This window comes from Salmonella sp. SAL00672, from assembly GCF_046552175.1.
GTDB lineage: Bacteria > Pseudomonadota > Gammaproteobacteria > Enterobacterales > Enterobacteriaceae > Salmonella > Salmonella enterica.
This window is the reverse complement of record NZ_JBGDUQ010000012.1, coordinates 80409-97207: the sequence shown is the minus strand read 5'-3', so window position 1 is coordinate 97207 and position 16799 is coordinate 80409. Positions and strand designations below refer to the sequence as shown.

The following is a 16799-nucleotide window of genomic DNA, read 5'->3' as shown; positions in this document are numbered from 1 at the left end:
ATTAAGACTATGACTCATAATGGTACTTGTCCAGTGTGGTCGATTAATTTGTCTTTGCTACCTTCCGGGATAATTTATGCGCCGCATCACAAAAACTGCTACACTCCGCCCCTTCATGACATTGTGGTTTTTGTCATTCCAAATTTGAGCATCTCCCTGAAAACTACACCGGCAACGGTCGGGGCGGTCCGGAGTAGTTATGTCTTTTGATTCCCTGGGATTAAACCCTGATATCCTGCGCGCCATTGCCGAGCAGGGTTACCGTGAACCTACCCCTATTCAGCAACAGGCGATTCCCGCCGTGCTGGAAGGCCGCGATCTGATGGCCAGCGCTCAGACCGGAACCGGTAAAACGGCGGGTTTTACCCTGCCATTGTTGCAGCATCTGATTACCCATCAGCCGCACGCTAAAGGTCGTCGCCCGGTGCGCGCGTTGATCCTCACGCCAACCCGCGAGCTGGCGGCGCAAATTGGCGAAAACGTCAGAGATTACAGTAAATATCTCAACATTCGCTCGCTGGTGGTATTTGGCGGCGTAAGCATCAATCCGCAGATGATGAAACTGCGCGGCGGCGTGGATGTGCTGGTGGCGACGCCGGGACGTCTGCTCGACCTGGAACATCAAAATGCCGTGAAGCTGGATCAGATTGAGATTCTGGTACTGGATGAAGCCGACCGTATGCTGGATATGGGCTTCATTCACGACATTCGTCGCGTGCTGGCGAAACTGCCGGCGAAGCGTCAGAATCTGCTGTTCTCCGCCACGTTCTCCGACGACATCAAAGCGCTTGCCGAAAAGCTGTTACGCAACCCGCTGGAAATCGAAGTGGCGCGCCGCAACACGGCCTCAGAGCAGGTGACGCAGCACGTGCACTTTGTCGATAAAAAACGCAAACGTGAACTGTTGTCGCAGATGATTGGCCAGGGCAACTGGCAGCAGGTGTTGGTCTTCACCCGCACCAAGCATGGCGCGAACCATCTGGCGGAACAGCTTAATAAAGACGGTATTCGCAGCGCGGCGATCCACGGTAATAAATCGCAGGGCGCACGTACCCGCGCGCTGGCCGATTTTAAATCCGGCGATATTCGCGTGCTGGTGGCGACGGATATTGCGGCGCGTGGTCTGGATATTGAAGAGCTGCCGCACGTGGTCAACTATGAACTGCCGAACGTGCCGGAAGATTATGTACACCGTATTGGCCGTACCGGTCGCGCGGCGGCAACTGGCGAGGCGCTGTCGCTGGTCTGTGTTGACGAGCATAAACTGTTGCGTGATATCGAAAAATTGCTGAAAAAAGAGATCCCACGCATTACGACGCCGGGCTATGAGCCGGACCCGTTGATTAAAGCGGAGCCGATTCAGAACGGTCGTCAGCAGCGCGGCGGCGGCGGTCGTGGACGCGGACAAAATCAGGGGGGAGCGGGGCGCAGTCAGCAGCCGCGACGTCAGGATAGCGGGGCGGCGAAGGCGAAACCAAAACCGCGCACAGGCGAGGGGAAACCCGCTGGCGACAAAGCACGTCCGCCGCGTCGCCCGCGCAGAATCACGCCTGCCCAGTAAATTTTATCCGGCAACATGCCCGGTAGCGCGACGCTTACCGGGCCTACGGACTATGCAAATACGTAGGCCGGGTAAGGTGCTTGCACCGTCATCCGGCAAAATACACATCGCGTTGCGAGCCGCCTTCCAGAACCGGCAAAAAAGGTACTTCCCGCCCCTGAAATGTGCCACAATAGTGGCTGTTTATACAGTACTTCAGGTTTTCTCATGGCATTGACCGCTGCGCTGAAAGCGCAAATCGCCGCCTGGTATAAGGCGCTTCAGGACCAGATTCCCGACTTTATTCCCCGTGCGCCGCAGCGGCAGATGATTGCTGACGTCGCCAGAACGCTGGCCGGGGAAGAAGGGAGACATCTGGCTATTGAAGCGCCGACCGGCGTCGGGAAAACCCTCTCCTATCTTATTCCCGGTATCGCCATTGCCCGGGAAGAGCAAAAAACACTGGTGGTCAGTACCGCTAACGTGGCGTTACAGGATCAGATCTTTAGCAAGGATTTGCCGCTGCTACGAAAAATCATCCCCGATCTGCGCTTTACCGCCGCCTTTGGCCGCGGGCGTTACGTGTGTCCGCGAAACCTGGCGGCGCTCGCCAGTAGCGAGCCTACGCAGCAGGATCTGCTCGCCTTTCTTGATGACGAACTGACGCCTAACAACCAAGAAGAGCAAAAGCGCTGCGCCAGGCTGAAAGGGGATCTTGACGGTTACAAATGGGATGGTCTGCGGGATCATACCGACATTGCTATTGACGACGATCTGTGGCGGCGATTAAGTACCGATAAAGCCAGTTGTCTGAACCGCAACTGTCACTATTACCGCGAATGTCCATTCTTTGTCGCCCGACGTGAAATACAGGAAGCGGAAGTCGTGGTGGCGAATCACGCGCTGGTAATGGCGGCGATGGAAAGTGAAGCCGTACTGCCGGAACCAAAGCATCTGCTGTTGGTACTGGATGAAGGTCATCATCTGCCCGATGTCGCTCGCGATGCGCTGGAGATGAGCGCGGAAATTACCGCCTCCTGGTATCGCTTGCAACTGGATCTGTTCAGCAAACTGGTGGCGACCTGCATGGAGCAATTTCGCCCTAAGACCACGCCGCCGTTAGCGAATCCTGAGCGACTTAACGCCCATTGCGAGGAGGTATACGAACTGATCGCCTCGCTCAATGCCATTCTTAATCTGTATATGCCCGCAGCGCAGGAGGCGGAGCACCGTTTTGCAATGGGCGAGTTGCCTGATGAGGTCATGGAAATCTGCCAGCGACTGGCGAAGCTGACCGAGACGTTGCGTGGGCTGGCGGAATCCTTTCTCAACGATCTCAGCGAAAAAACCGGGTCGCACGATATTGTGCGTTTGCATCGGGTGATTTTACAGATGAACCGGGCGCTGGGAATGTTCGAGGCGCAAAGTAAATTATGGCGGCTGGCTTCGATGGCGCAGTCTTCAGGCGCGCCGGTGTCCAAATGGGCGACGCGTGAAATACGCGAAGGGCAACTCCACGTCTGGTTCCATTGTGTCGGTATCCGCGTCAGCGATCAGCTGGAAAGATTGTTATGGCGCAGCGTACCGCACATTATTGTCACCTCGGCGACACTGCGCTCGCTCAATAGCTTTTCGCGCCTGCAGGAAATGAGCGGCTTAAAAGAAAAAGCCGGCGACCGCTTTGTGGCGCTGGATTCGCCGTTTAATCATGTGGAACAGGGGAAACTGGTGATTCCTCAAATGCGCTACGAACCCACTATTGATAACGAAGAGCAGCATATTGCCGAAATGGCGGCCTATTTTCGCGAGCAACTGGAGAGCAAAAAACATCATGGTATGCTGGTACTGTTCGCCAGCGGGCGGGCGATGCAGCGTTTTCTGGAGCATGTCGCTGATGTACGCTTACTCCTCCTGGTCCAGGGCGACCAGCCGCGTTACCGGCTGGTGGAGCTGCACCGTAAACGGGTGGAGAGCGGCGAACGTAGCGTGCTGGTTGGGCTTCAGTCTTTTGCCGAAGGGCTGGATCTTAAAGGCGAGCTGCTGACGCAGGTCCATATCCATAAAATTGCCTTCCCGCCGATCGACAGCCCGGTCGTGATCACCGAAGGCGAATGGCTAAAAAGCCTGAATCGTTATCCGTTTGAGGTACAAAGTTTACCAAGCGCGTCTTTTAATTTAATTCAGCAGGTAGGGCGATTGATCCGTAGCCATGCCTGTCGGGGAGAAGTGGTCATTTATGATAAGCGGTTGTTGACCAAAAACTACGGACAGCGTTTACTGAATGCCTTACCTGTTTTTCCGATAGAGCAGCCTGCTGTGCCAGACGTTATAGTAAAACCAAAAGCAAAACCTGCACGCCGCCGACGGCGTTAATGCTGTGAGCACACTTCAAGGAGCTTTCAATGGATTATCGCAAGATCATCAAAGAGATCGGGCGAGGTAAAAATCACGCCCGCGATCTGGATCTGGATACCGCGCGCGGTTTGTATACCCGAATGCTGAATGGCGACATCCCCGACCTGGAAATGGGCAGTATATTGATGGCGCTGCGTATTAAAGGCGAAGGCGAAGCCGAAATGCTGGGCTTTTATGAAGCCATGCAGAATCATACCATCAAACTGACACCGCCCGCAGATAGGCCGTTGCCGGTCGTTATTCCCAGCTATAACGGCGCGCGTAAACAGGCGAATTTAACGCCGCTGCTGGCTATCCTGCTGCATAAATTGGGCTTCCCAGTCGTAGTACACGGCGTCAGTGAAGATCCGACCCGTGTACTGACGGAAACTATATTTGAGCTGATGGGGATTATCCCCACCCTACACGGTGGACAAGCGCAGGCCAAACTGGACGGGCGCCAGCCGGTGTTTATCCCGGTGAGCGCGCTCTGCCCGCCGCTGGAAAAACAGCTGGCGATGCGCTGGCGGATGGGCGTGCGTAACAGCGCGCATTCACTGGCCAAGCTGGCGACGCCATTTGCTGAGGATGCCGCGCTGCGTTTATCAAGCGTTTCTCATCCTGAATATGTTCCGCGTGTGGCGACCTTTTTTAGCCGCATTGGCGGGCGGGCTTTGCTGATGCATGGTACCGAAGGCGAAGTCTATGCCAACCCGCAACGCTGTCCGCAAATTAGCCTGATTGATAGCCGCGGCGTGCAGGTACTGCATGAGCGCCAGAGCGACACGTACGACGAGCCGCTTTCACTGCCTGCGACTAAAGATCCTGAAATCACCGCGCGCTGGATTGAGCGCTGCCTTGCCGGCCACGAGCCGGTGCCGCAATCATTAAAAACGCAAATGGCCTGTTGTCTGGTTGCGACGGGAGAGGCGGCGACGTTAGAAGACGGGCTTGCGCGCGTCGAACAGGCTTTTAGCGAATAAAAAAAGCCCGTCCAGTGGCGGACGGGCAAATAAGGGTAACAAACAGGGTTAATGAGGGTTGGAGCAGTGGGTCTGTTGGCAAACAGACGAGGGTAATACCCGTCAGAATTCAAACAACAGCGATGTTACAGCCTGAAATCTGGCGGGCAGGTAAATTATTTATAAATCACCGCAGTGCCGCTCATTTTGTCATTACCTACGGCGGAGGTGATGTTATAAGCGCTTGCGCCAGCAGCGGCGGCTTTTTCAGCCAGTTTAGCTTCCAGGCCATCCAGCGTGGTGGCGCCATCGGCAGACACTACGCCGATTTTATGCAGGTTTTGCGTCTGAGACGCGCTAACCGGTTCTGCGGCAAAAGCGCCAAAAGAAAGGGTGGAAAGCGCGATGGCTGCAACAGCATATTTAATGGTTTTCATGATTAATCTCTCGCAGGTTATTCTGTTTATGGGACGATGTTCCGTCGATGTGATGAGTATCACGGTTTTTTGCGAAAGATAAAATCGAATAGAATTGACTGCCTTGCTCAAAATTTTTGAATGACAAATAACCTATTGATTATTAATTAATTCAACGGTTGAATTTACCTTTCTTGTCATCTGGCTTTACAGAGTCGAGGTTAACGGCACATTCTGCGACGCAGAACGCTAAAAAGCATGAGCGTAAAGGAATGGATAATACTGGCGGTTTCGGTAAAGAAAAGTCAGCGTAACTGGCTGTCTTTTGAACCTCTACGATTATATCCTGAAAATGTTGCGTTATGTAAATCTTTCTCCTGTTGGCAGGCTATGCATAACCGAACGCCCGGCACGGCTTTACGCCGCGCTTCAGGGATAGGATCGCCGCAAGATTCGCATTCATCGCGACTTTCGCCGTGGGGAAGTTCGCCGCGAGCGCGGGCAACGGCATCTTCAATGGTATTGTTGATTTGTTCATTCACTGCGTCGTCATTTGCCCAGCCGGATGCCATCACGCTCTCCTGATTTTAGGGTACCTGAGGTTAAGTGTAGCGCCGTCAGGCGAAAAAATCGCATCGCGCGGCCTTTTCAGACCATGAGCAGAGCCAATGTCATTCAGAGAGCCGATCAAACGAGCGAGGCAGGGAATTCGCGGTGGTATATTTACCCCGTGGCGTTATACGGGTATCTTACGCCGCTGCTAAAAGGAGAATGCCATGTCCGCCCAGAAACCGGGGTTACACCCGCGCAACCGCCATCAACACCGTTATGATCTCGCCGCACTGTGTCAGACCACGCCGGAATTGACGTCCTTTCTTATCCGCACGCCCGCCGGTGAACAGAGCGTTGATTTTGCTAATCCGCAAGCGGTAAAAGCGCTCAATAAGGCATTGCTGGCGCATTTTTATGCCGTCACACACTGGGACATTCCGCCAGGGTTTTTATGTCCGCCGGTGCCTGGTCGTGCGGATTATATCCATCATCTGGCGGATCTGCTTGGCGAAACGACAGGGAGTATTCCGGCGCAGGCAACTATTCTGGACGTGGGCGTGGGCGCCAATTGTATTTATCCGCTTATCGGCGTCCATGAATATGGCTGGCGATTTACCGGTAGTGAAGTCAGCGACGCAGCGATGTCCAGCGCGCAGGCTATCATTCAGGCTAATACGGGGTTAAGCCGCGCCATTCGTCTGCGTCGGCAAAAAGATCCGGCGGCCATTTTTACCGGTATCATTCATAAAAATGAATTTTATGACGCAACGCTTTGTAACCCGCCTTTTCACGACTCCGCCGCCGCAGCCCGCGCGGGCAGCGAGCGTAAGCGCCGCAATTTGGGGCAGAATAAAGATGATGCGCTGAACTTTGGCGGTCAACAGCAGGAGCTATGGTGCGAAGGCGGCGAAGTCGCCTTTATTAAAAAAATGATTGCTGAAAGCCAAACCTTCCGCCGTCAGGTGTTGTGGTTTACGACGTTGGTGTCGCGCGGCGAGAATTTACCGCCGCTTTACCGGGCGTTGACGGAGGCTGGCGCGGTGAAAGTGGTGAAAAAAGAGATGGCCCAGGGGCAAAAGCAAAGCCGCTTTATTGCCTGGACCTTTATGGATGACGACCAGCGTCGCCGTTTTATCACCCGTAAACGCTAAATCGTCGGTTCGCGCGGCGGCAGTGAATCAGGCGACGGGCCGCCGGCGGGGGCGGGTAGAACCTGATACGTTTGCACCGGCGCGCGCACATTGGCCAGATCAAAATGCTTTTTCACCTGGCTATCAAGGGCAAAACGCACCGTCCACTGCTTGAGCGGTAGCGTGGTGAACGACACGCGTAAAGTAAACGCCGTGTTCGTTAAACCGACAATACCGGCGAACGTGGGTTCGCCGATAATCAGCCCGCGAATATCCTCCGTCTCCATCAGCGCCGTTACCGCGTCTTTCAGCGCCTGATTCGCTTTATCCGCATCCTCATGGCGATCCACGTCATAGTTGGCGACAACAGAGCCGATACCGCGCACAAAGTTGGCGAAAGTGGTGATCGAGGACCACGGGATAATATGGTATGCCCCGGTATCCTGCCGCACGCCGACGGAACGAATCGACATTCTTTCGACCGTCCCCGTCAGCGGGCCTATGGTGACTAAGTCGCCGGTATTCATCCCGTTTTCAAACTGAATAAAGACGCCGGTGATAATATCTTTCACCAGGGTTTGCGAACCGAAAGAGATAGCCAGACCTAACGCCCCTGCGCCAGCCAGCAATGGCGCGATATTGACGCCGATTTCCGATAACACGATCATGATGGTTATGGTACTGATAATCACTGCCAGCGCATTGCGGAACAGCGTCAGCAGCGTGCGCGTGCGGGCGCTGGGTAGCGGGCGGCCATGAATATCGGAGGCCAGGCGATTCTCAATCAGACTGGCGAGAATCGTCCATCCCACGGCGGAGAAGAATAAGATTAACGCGATACGGATGAGGATATCGACCATCTTTTCCCCCGCGCCATAATGTAGCCAGTGCCAGAAATCGAATAATCCCCAGGCGTTGAGCAACAGCATAACGGCGACGCAGACGGTCAAAAAGCGTGCGACTTTTAGCGCTGAGGAGAGCCAGCCGTTAAGCCGCTTTTGTAATTCCGGGTAGTTGCGCTGCGTATGGGGCGACAGGGTGATGGTTTTCGCTATCCAGCGGGTAAACATACCGGAGATAAACGCCGCGATGCCAATAATCGCCAGACTGCGCACGGTCGCGCCCATCATAAACTTCAGGCTATTGCCTGGGTCGAATAACGAGAAGAAAAACAGCACGATAAAGTAAGCGCTGGCCAGCCAGTGCCACACCAGCGCAAAGGCGCGGATAAACAGGCTAAAAAAGGCTAATGATCGTTCCGCCAGACTTAATAAATGTTGCGTAATCTCCGCTTTGTTTTTAAAGATCAGGTACAGCGCCCAGATGGTGATGCAGAGCATGATCGCCACATTAGCCATCGCGCCAACCTGAACATTCACCTGGTTGGAAATAATCGGAACGGCAACAATTAGCCCATAGCCAATCAAACTGCTAAGGGAACTCATACGGCGATTCCAGTAACGCGCTGTCGCATCCTGAATCGCGAATGGGCGTAATTCCGGTACATTAGGGCAAAAAATAAGCCGCAGAATCGCTTTAAAGAACTCTATCAGCGCGAAGGCATTCAGGAACAGGCTTTGCTGAAAAGCGATAGTTCGACTTCCCGCATGGAAATTATCACTGAGCATCTGACCGATAAATAAGGTGAGCGCCAGTAGCAGCAGGTCGATAATAAACGCGCCGACGATCATCGCCGGGAGCTGTAACCAGTTGCTGCGTTCACGGTTTTTCTTGCGCGCCCACAGGCCCATTTTTCGATATAACGGCAGGGCGCAAAGCCGTATCACGCTATAAAAACCAAATACCGCGGCGGCCAGAAATAAAAAGTGGGTTAACGCGTTGGTGAAGGTTTGCGAGTTAAATGGCTTGTGCGGCGCATCGGTGATGTTGCGATAAAGCTGGGCGAAACGGGTAGCGAAAGCATCGCCGTACTGACGGGTAACGGTGGTGACGTTCTCCAGTACCGTTTTCTCATCTTTGGCCGCAGGCGGCACAAGCGCTGGCGCCGGCTCGGTCGGCGGCGTGGTTGAGGCTTCGCGGAGTTGCGCTATCAATTCGTTACGTGAAGCCTCGTTCTCCAGTACGTCAGCCAGGGCCGCATAGGCCGCTTTTTTTTGTTCAGGACTGGGCTCTGGCGCTGCTTGCTGGCTGGTTGATGTCCCCGTGGTCACGCCGGGTATGGCGACCGCATGGGCAGGCGCGCCCAGTAGACAAAAAAGGATGAACAGGGTCCACCGCATGACTCCTCCAGTGAGAAAAGAGACGCAAAACACTAAGTATAGATGGCGCAGGGGAGGGAAAATGAAATGGGACTATTCCATGATGCCCTTCCTGCCGCAGGGCTGGAAGGGCGATATCTCAGGAGACGTGCTGTAAAAATTCCTGTAAACGTGGGCTTGGCGGGTTTTCGATCAACGCCTGCGGACTGCCATCTTCGGCAATACGGCCTTTATCGATAAAAATCAGCCGTGAGGCGACTTTTTCGGCAAAGCCGATTTCGTGAGTGACAATGACCATGGTCATGCCTTCTTCCGCCAGATCCTGCATGACTTTCAGCACTTCATGGCGCAGTTCAGGGTCCAGAGCGGAGGTTGGCTCGTCAAAGAGCATCATTTTCGGCTTCACTGCCAGCGCTCGGGCAATGGCGACGCGCTGTTGTTGACCTCCGGAAAGCTCGGAGGGGTAGTGGTGCGCCCGTTCCGCCAGTCCAACTTTCGCTAACAGAGCTTTCGCCTGTTTTTCCGCTTCTTCTTTCTTTACGCCGCGCACGCGCAGAGGACCGAACATCACGTTTTCGAGCGCGGTCAGATGCGGGAACAGATAAAACTGTTGAAACACCATGCCGGCTTCCTGGCGAATCAGCCGTTCGTCTACTTTAGGATCGTTGACTTTCAGACCATCGACAATCAGATCGCCGGAGGTGATCTCTTCCAGTTTATTGATACAGCGTAATAACGTGGATTTACCCGAACCGGAAGGGCCGATAATCACAACCACTTCGCCCTGACGGATGTTTAAATCAATGTTATGTAGCACCTGGGTGGGGCCAAAGTGCTTGGAGACGTTTTTAAATTCAATCACAGGATTTTCATCCTTCTTTCAAGACGACGCAAAATAAAGCTCAGCACCAGCGTAATGATCAAATAGAAGACGGCCACGGCGCTCCAGATTTCCAGGGCGCGAAAGTTACCGGCAATAATTTCCTGGCCCTGACGGGTCAGCTCGGCTACGCCGATAACAATAAACAACGAGGTGTCTTTGATGCTAATGATCCACTGATTGCCCAGCGGCGGCAGCATACGGCGCAGAGCAAGCGGTAAAATAACATGGCGGATGGTTTCCCGGCGAGAAAGGCCCAGCGCCAGACCCGCTTCGCGAAAACCTTTGTGAATGGATAGTACTGCGCCACGAGTAATTTCCGCGATATAAGCGCCGGAGTTAATCATAATTGTCACGACCGCTGCGCTGAATGGATCAATACGCAAATCATTAAATGCCATCGGCAGGGCAAAGTAGATAAACATGACCTGGACAACGATGGGCGTGCCGCGAATAATTTCAATGAAAACCAGGGCGATGTGGTTGGCGAACCAGCCGCCAAACGTACGGGCAAAACCTGCCGCCAGTCCAATAACCAGGCCGCCAGCCAGACCGAGGACCGAGATCCACAGGGTCATTTTAGCGCCCTCAAGTAAAAGCGGAATGGCGGGCCAGATGGCGCTCCAGTCAAACTGCATATGTCGTTCCTGTTACCGTGGTGTAAATAGTCAAATGCTCTATCCGGTGCGGAAATGGCGTGAAAGTGTCTTATCCGTCACGGAAAAGAGCTGTAGGCCCGGTGAGCGTCCTCACTACCGGGCCACAAGCCAACATCAGGTCGTTTTATTTAGGTTCTGTACCGAACCATTTTTTGTAGATTTCGTTATAGGTGCCATTCTCACGCAGCGTTTTCAGCGCGCCGTTGACTTTCTCGCGCAGTTCATCGCTGCCTTTCGGGAAGGCAACTCCGTATTGCTGTGCTTCCAGCGATTCGCCTACCGCCTTGAACTGGCCGTTGCCTGCGGTTTTGATAAAGTACAGGATGTTCGGCGTATCGTGCAGAACGGCGTCTGCGCGGTTGGTGCCTAATTCCATGTACGCGTTATCAATGTTCGGGAACTGACGCAGGTCTTTGGTTTTGATATTCGCTTTCGCGTAATCCACCGACCCGGTTCCGCTCTTCACGGCAACGACTTTGCCATCGAGGTCTTTAACGCTTTTAATATCGTTATTGTTGGCTTTCACCATCACGAGCAGACCGCTTTTGTAATAGCCATCGGAAAAGTCGATCGCTTTTTTACGCTCGTCCGTAATCGTAATACCCGCCAGCGCCAGATCGATATTTTTGGTTTGTAATGCCGGAATAATGCCGCTGAAATCCATCGGTTTCAGGGTGTAGTCCAGCTTCAGTTCTTTCGCGATAGCGTCCCACAGATCAACATCAAAACCGACGTATTTGTCGCCCTGTTTAAATTCAAACGGAACGAACGCCGTATCGGTTGCCACAACGAGTTTCTTATCCGCGGCGTGCGAAGACACCGCAAAAGCCAGGGTAAGTGCAGCCAGTGAAACTTTTAATAGAGACTTCATAGCATTTCCTTTTCTATCCACGGGGCGATCCCCTGCGAGAACATGTAGCGTAATGAAAAAATCATGCCAATTATGTAACTCATTGTTTTAACAGAAGCGTCAATCATTCCTGTGCACAATAAGTCGGGCAAAACCAGTATGCCGCACCGTTTTGGGGCACTGATTTAGTGCATGAATAACAAAGTAGAGATACAGGGTCTATTTAGCGTAAAAATTGTTGTTAAAACAATCTTTAATTAACGATTGTGTGATGTAATTATTACAAATAATTCACTTTTATCGGAGGGGAGTACAAGACGTGTGCACTATTTAAGTGCAAAACCCCTGTGCCAGGCAGGGGTATAGGGATGACTTATATACCTGTGTACATCAAGTTGCAGGTGCGTTCGCTTCAGTGACCGACGGAAGTCAGGCTTCTGCGGATTCGCTGCGTTTGTACCTTCCTGCAACTCGAAGTATTCAGGGTAGAGATAGATTTATTCGATGTTGGATTCGATAAACCACAGGAATTTATCGAGGTCGCGTGATGCGGCGGTAAAGATATCGGCAGTGTCTTCATCTTTGGCTTCACCGATAGCTTTGCGAACATCATTAGCGACAACAGCGTAGCGATCGGCCAGTTCTTTTAAGTGATCCTGCACGTTATGGATGTCGAGCGGATAGCTTTTCAGTGGAGTTTTGCTGTTGATAACTTGCGTGGTGCCTAACGCCACACCGCCAAGCTGTACGGCGCGCTCGGCCATAGTATCCAGATGATCGGTCAGTGCGGTACGGAAGCCATCCAGCATCTCATGAACGGCAATAAAGTTAGCACCGCGCATGTTCCAGTGGGCCTGTTTCGTGATCAGCGACAGGTCAATGAACTGGATCACCTGACGATTAAGCAACTCAACCGTCGCTTTTTTATCGCTCTCTGATACATCGTTACGGGTATAAAGCAGATTAGACGCTTTTGTTTTTACCAGTTTAGCGGTACTCATAATCTCATATCCTCTTGATGTTTGTGTCCCAGGTAATTAACGAAAATAAGTATAGCACCGGTTTTTAACTTTGCTTTTTTGAATTTACCTATCACTTTAATAGTACAGACAAGATTTAATATTTATTTTGATTATAAATCAATTAGTTAGGCAGGTTTTTTGTTTGGTGGGTAATAATTCTCATTTTAATGTAAAAAATGAGAAAAAATATGACAAAAAATGACGAAGTAATAGCGCGATAATAAAAGGTGAATAACGAGGTGATATTCTGCATGATTATGCACATCATGCAGAATAAGAAACTATTTTACGTCAACTTGTTTAATTTGCGGTTCGCGGCGAATCGTTAGGGTAGAACCCATTGAGGCGGCAATGATGGCGCACAGGGCCAGGATCTGTATGCCCGTAAGCGTTTCGCCCAGAAAAATCATCCCGGAAACGGCGGCCAGCGCGGGTTCCATGCTCATCAGCGTACCGAAGGTGCGGGTTGGCAGGCGCGTCAGCGCAATCATTTCCAGTGAATAAGGCAGTGCCGTAGAAAGCACAGCGACCGCTAACCCTAAGGGAAGAATCGACCAGTGCCATAGCGCGTCGCCAGCCTGAACTGCGCCAATCGGCACGAAAATGATGGCGGCAATCAGCGAGCCTACCGCCACCGTGGCCGGACCATGTTCCGCGCCTGCTCGCTGGCCGGTAAGAATATAGACAGCCCAACAGGCGCCAGCGCCGAGCGCTAACGCGGCCCCGGTAAGATCGACGTGAGACATATCTTGCCCTAATGGCAGCAGGAACCAGAGCCCAAGCACAGCCAGTACGACCCAAATAAAATCTACCGGCCGCCGGGATGAAAACAGCGCGACCGCCAGAGGACCGGTAAATTCCAGCGCGACCGCAATACCCAACGGCACCGTCTGAATCGACAGATAGAATAGATAGTTCATCCCGCCCAGCGACAGACCATAAAACAGTAAAGGCAGCCGCTGCTCTTTGGCAAAACACAAACGCCAGGGTTTGAAAAAGGCGATAAGGATAAGCGTTCCCAACGCCAGACGAAGCGCCGTTACGCCCGGCGCGCCGACAAGAGGAAATAACGATTTCGCCAGTGAAGCGCCACTCTGAATAGAGGACATGGCAATGAGCAAAACCAAAATGGGCAACCAGACTGGTAGTTTACGTGTTGACCCCGGCATCCTTTCTCCTGTCAAAAAATGTCAGTACGAGTAAAGGTGGCAGTGTAATGGAAATTCCCCGCGGCGGTTGAGGATTCGTTGAAAAAAAATTTCCAGGATTCCATAAAATGAACTTAAATTGATGGATAAATAGACTGTTGGTTTAGGAATAATCTGGATGAATGTATCGCGTCGCACACGCATTATTGGTGCAATCAGCCGGAAAAGTGATGTTAATTGAATAAGATAGCGCGATATGGAAACGTTCTGTTACATGAAAGGCGCCCTTAGACACCGTGAATCGCAAAGAGTTTCCCATTAATTTTTGATATATTTAAAACTTAGGACTTACTTGAAGCACATTTGAGGTGGTTATGAAAAAAATTGCATGTCTTTCAGCACTGGCCGCTGTTCTGGCTTTTTCCGCAGGTACTGCAGTAGCTGCTACTTCTACCGTTACCGGTGGTTACGCTCAGAGCGACGCGCAGGGCGTAGCGAATAAAATGAGCGGTTTTAACCTGAAGTATCGTTACGAGCAGGACGATAACCCGCTGGGCGTAATCGGTTCCTTCACCTACACCGAAAAAGATCGTACTAACGGTGCGGGCGATTACAACAAAGGTCAGTACTACGGCATCACTGCCGGCCCGGCTTACCGTCTGAACGATTGGGCGAGCATCTACGGTGTAGTCGGTGTGGGTTACGGTAAATTCCAGACGACCGATTACCCAACCTACAAACATGACACCAGCGATTATGGCTTCTCCTATGGCGCTGGTCTGCAATTCAACCCGATGGAAAATGTTGCTCTGGACTTCTCTTACGAGCAGAGCCGTATTCGTAGCGTTGACGTTGGCACCTGGATTGCTGGCGTAGGTTACCGCTTCTAATCACGTCGGTGAAAATGAAAAATCCGCCTTTCGGGGCGGATTTTTTTTGCCTGAAACGTGCATTATTTTAGTGAAAAAATATCGCTGCCCAGATGGTTATAGTCCACTTTCTGTAATTTGAAATTGGTGATATAAACGGGCCCGGCTTTCTGTTCCGAAATAAATCGATAGCGATTTTTGATCTCTTTAGCGCTAATTCCTGTCCATTGCGAGAAAAAACTCAGGAAATCGTTCGCGGAACGGCGAGCTTTAATGATCCGATGCGCTTTACTGTCGCTGGATAGCACCATAAACGGCACCTGGAAGTTTTGCTGGAATTTGTCGTCATGCGCCAGGTACTGTACCGCTTTGCCGCGTTCTTTAAACGCCAGCCCGTGATCGGAGAAATAGACGAGCGAAAAACTGTCGCCGCTATGACGAAGCTGAGTATAGAGCTGACGGAGCAAATCGTCGGTTTGCGTCATGGTGTATAAATAACAAGACGTCTCTTTCGACTGGACAAACGTCGCGTATTTTCCCTGAGTACGGTCGCAGGCCTGGGGATGCGATCCCATTAAATGCAACACAATCAACTGCGGTTGCGTGCGTTCTGTCGCCAATACCTGCGCCGTCATGGTTAACAGCGCGTCGTCGCGAGTATTTTTATCCGCTTCAAAATCGCCGTTTTTCAGGAAATGCGCTTCATCGGCGCGTTTGGCGATACTGGCGATGGCCGTGTCGTATTCGCCGATTTGCCCCTGATTGGAAAACCACCATGTCTGAAAACCGGCGCGGTTAGCTAGCGTGACGAAATTATCCTGATACTGTGGTTTGTTATCCACCACGCGATTGAGCGTTAAACCGAGCGATTTTTGCGTTGAGCCGCTGGCGGCGATGTAATCCATAAAGAAGTCGCCATTCACATGGCTGGCGAAGGGGGTATTATCCCAGTGGCCGCCGAAAGCGCCCATGGCATCCCGTCGCGCGCTTTCACCAATCACCACGACATAGATGTGATATCTGGGTTTCACCGCAGTAACCGTCCAGCTATCTTTTATGCCGGATAGCTGCGCCATACGGTGCTGCTCTTCAATGACTTCGTTGTTATTGACGATAACGTCTTTGGCGAAGCGAAAAACCGGATAGCCGGTATCAATAACCTTAAAAACGCCGCCCCACGCCAGATTTTGTACCGGCGCGACGAAAAATGCCGCGACGCTAATCAGCAGGCACAGGCTGTCGAGGCTATTCCAGCGCGGCCTGGCCTCTTCTTTTCGGCGGCGAAGCGCAATAATACCCAGCGCAAAAATAAAAAGTCCGGTCAGGTAGCTATACCACGGGAAGATGGTCAGGATTTCGCTCGACTCTTCCATATTGGTGGAGTGCAGCGCCAGCAGCGTATTAAAGTTCGGCGCGCCGTAAGCCTGGCCAAAGGGAAAATAGCAAGCGGCTACCAGCGAACAGATGCCGAGCAGCGCTTTTTGTCCGCGGGGCAGGTAGCGCCAGAGCAACAGCAACAGGCAGGTAAACGCCGCGGTATAAAGCAGGCTAAAGGGATAGCCGAGCGCGAGGTTAATCAGCAGCGACTGTAAAAAGTAGAGGCCCGCCCACGGGCTTACAGCCCGACGACGGGCGAGAAGTGAATCGATAAGGGTTGAATTCATATGCCACTATTGCAAAAACGCCATGTGCTAACCCTGGCGCGAAGGGTCATTACCTGCCTGATTATGCGTAAAAAAGGTATTGGGTTCGCAACGGCGAGTCGCAAAATATTCAGGGCTGCCAGAAGATAGAGCGTGCGGGTAAGAAGGTCAACCGCCGGAAAGAAAATGTTTTGCGAAGAGAATAGCAAAACCACAAAAAAACAGGGGAAATGGGCGCCATTTCCGTTGAGGATGCAAAATAAAGCGGCGTACCGCACCGCCGCGTTATTTCGTGGAAGGGTTATCCTGCTCCGGTTTGCCGTTGATCATATCGCACAACATAGAGAGCAGCATTAACCGGACTTTAAAGGGAGAGTGACTGAACACGCGTATACACCTCTTAAATTCGTTCATATAAACCTCCTGATGTTTCTATCCCATCGATCCGTGAGGGATGTCTGCATTACATACAGATATAGCACAGGCTATGTTTTATAGCTATTGCTAAAACGTTA

General features: G+C 52.1%; 15 protein-coding genes. 5 read left to right on the top strand and 10 right to left on the bottom strand.

Translation table 11 applies throughout. The features are described 5' to 3' along the window. Window positions 1–199 precede the first annotated feature (199 nt). The 3 genes from rhlE (at window position 200) to ybiB (ending at window position 4917) form a co-directional block, all read left to right on the top strand. Window positions 200–1561, top strand: a complete 1362-nt coding sequence (gene rhlE, locus ACLJTG_RS21110) for an ATP-dependent RNA helicase RhlE (RefSeq protein WP_000007052.1) — start codon at window positions 200–202, stop codon at window positions 1559–1561. A gap of 207 nt (window positions 1562–1768) precedes the next feature. After that, window positions 1769–3913, top strand: coding sequence for an ATP-dependent DNA helicase DinG (dinG, locus tag ACLJTG_RS21105; protein WP_001218630.1), 2145 nt, complete (start codon window positions 1769–1771; stop codon window positions 3911–3913). Window positions 3914–3942: 29 nt separating this feature from the next. After that, complete coding sequence (ybiB, locus tag ACLJTG_RS21100; RefSeq protein ID WP_000386477.1) at window positions 3943–4917, top strand: DNA-binding protein YbiB; 975 nt, start codon at window positions 3943–3945, stop codon at window positions 4915–4917. 155 nt (window positions 4918–5072) lie between these two features. Here ybiB and ybiJ read toward each other — a convergent pair whose 3' ends face one another. Both ybiJ and ACLJTG_RS21090 read right to left on the bottom strand, forming a co-directional pair. Beyond that, window positions 5073–5333 carry a DUF1471 family protein YbiJ gene (gene ybiJ / locus ACLJTG_RS21095; RefSeq protein ID WP_000849089.1) on the bottom strand — a complete coding sequence of 87 codons (261 nt, stop codon included), beginning with the start codon at window positions 5331–5333 and terminating at the stop codon, window positions 5073–5075. 284 nt (window positions 5334–5617) lie between these two features. Continuing rightward, window positions 5618–5884 (bottom strand): DksA/TraR family C4-type zinc finger protein, encoded by a 267-nt coding sequence (locus ACLJTG_RS21090; protein ID WP_000146330.1) that lies wholly within the window; start codon window positions 5882–5884, stop codon window positions 5618–5620. A 204-nt stretch (window positions 5885–6088) separates the two neighbouring features. Here ACLJTG_RS21090 and rlmF point away from each other — a divergent pair, with 204 nt between their 5' ends. Next, window positions 6089–7015 (top strand): 23S rRNA (adenine(1618)-N(6))-methyltransferase RlmF, encoded by a 927-nt coding sequence (gene rlmF / locus ACLJTG_RS21085; RefSeq protein WP_001275964.1) that lies wholly within the window; start codon window positions 6089–6091, stop codon window positions 7013–7015. On the opposite strand, the gene ybiO is transcribed toward rlmF, so the two are convergent. The 6 genes from ybiO to rhtA all read right to left on the bottom strand — a co-directional run bounded on the left by ybiO (window position 7012) and on the right by rhtA (window position 13793). After that, window positions 7012–9234 (bottom strand): mechanosensitive channel protein, encoded by a 2223-nt coding sequence (gene ybiO / locus ACLJTG_RS21080; RefSeq protein ID WP_079977290.1) that lies wholly within the window; start codon window positions 9232–9234, stop codon window positions 7012–7014. The genes rlmF and ybiO overlap by 4 nt on opposite strands. Window positions 9235–9352: 118 nt before the next feature. Continuing rightward, window positions 9353–10075: a glutamine ABC transporter ATP-binding protein GlnQ gene (glnQ, locus tag ACLJTG_RS21075; protein ID WP_000569093.1), complete on the bottom strand. Its 723-nt coding sequence runs from the start codon at window positions 10073–10075 to the stop codon at window positions 9353–9355. Beyond that, window positions 10072–10731 carry a glutamine ABC transporter permease GlnP gene (gene glnP, locus ACLJTG_RS21070; protein WP_001159076.1) on the bottom strand — a complete coding sequence of 220 codons (660 nt, stop codon included), beginning with the start codon at window positions 10729–10731 and terminating at the stop codon, window positions 10072–10074. The genes glnQ and glnP overlap by 4 nt, the downstream gene beginning before the upstream one ends. Window positions 10732–10876: 145 nt before the next feature. After that, window positions 10877–11623, bottom strand: a complete 747-nt coding sequence (glnH, locus tag ACLJTG_RS21065) for a glutamine ABC transporter substrate-binding protein GlnH (protein WP_000838671.1) — start codon at window positions 11621–11623, stop codon at window positions 10877–10879. Between the two features lie 476 nt (window positions 11624–12099). Next, window positions 12100–12603 carry a DNA starvation/stationary phase protection protein Dps gene (dps, locus tag ACLJTG_RS21060; RefSeq protein ID WP_000100805.1) on the bottom strand — a complete coding sequence of 168 codons (504 nt, stop codon included), beginning with the start codon at window positions 12601–12603 and terminating at the stop codon, window positions 12100–12102. Between the two features lie 302 nt (window positions 12604–12905). Beyond that, window positions 12906–13793, bottom strand: coding sequence for a threonine/homoserine exporter RhtA (gene rhtA, locus ACLJTG_RS21055; RefSeq protein ID WP_103133142.1), 888 nt, complete (start codon window positions 13791–13793; stop codon window positions 12906–12908). 353 nt (window positions 13794–14146) lie between these two features. Between rhtA and ompX the strand changes: the two genes are divergently transcribed. After that, on the top strand, window positions 14147–14662 hold the full coding sequence (gene ompX, locus ACLJTG_RS21050; protein ID WP_000716763.1) for an outer membrane protein OmpX: 516 nt from the start codon (window positions 14147–14149) through the stop codon (window positions 14660–14662). 62 nt (window positions 14663–14724) lie between these two features. Here ompX and ACLJTG_RS21045 read toward each other — a convergent pair whose 3' ends face one another. After that, window positions 14725–16305: a phosphoethanolamine transferase gene (locus tag ACLJTG_RS21045; RefSeq protein ID WP_023254186.1), complete on the bottom strand. Its 1581-nt coding sequence runs from the start codon at window positions 16303–16305 to the stop codon at window positions 14725–14727. A gap of 264 nt (window positions 16306–16569) precedes the next feature. Further along, window positions 16570–16698, bottom strand: coding sequence for a manganase accumulation protein MntS (gene mntS / locus ACLJTG_RS21040; RefSeq protein WP_001001755.1), 129 nt, complete (start codon window positions 16696–16698; stop codon window positions 16570–16572). Window positions 16699–16799: the final 101 nt, after the last annotated feature.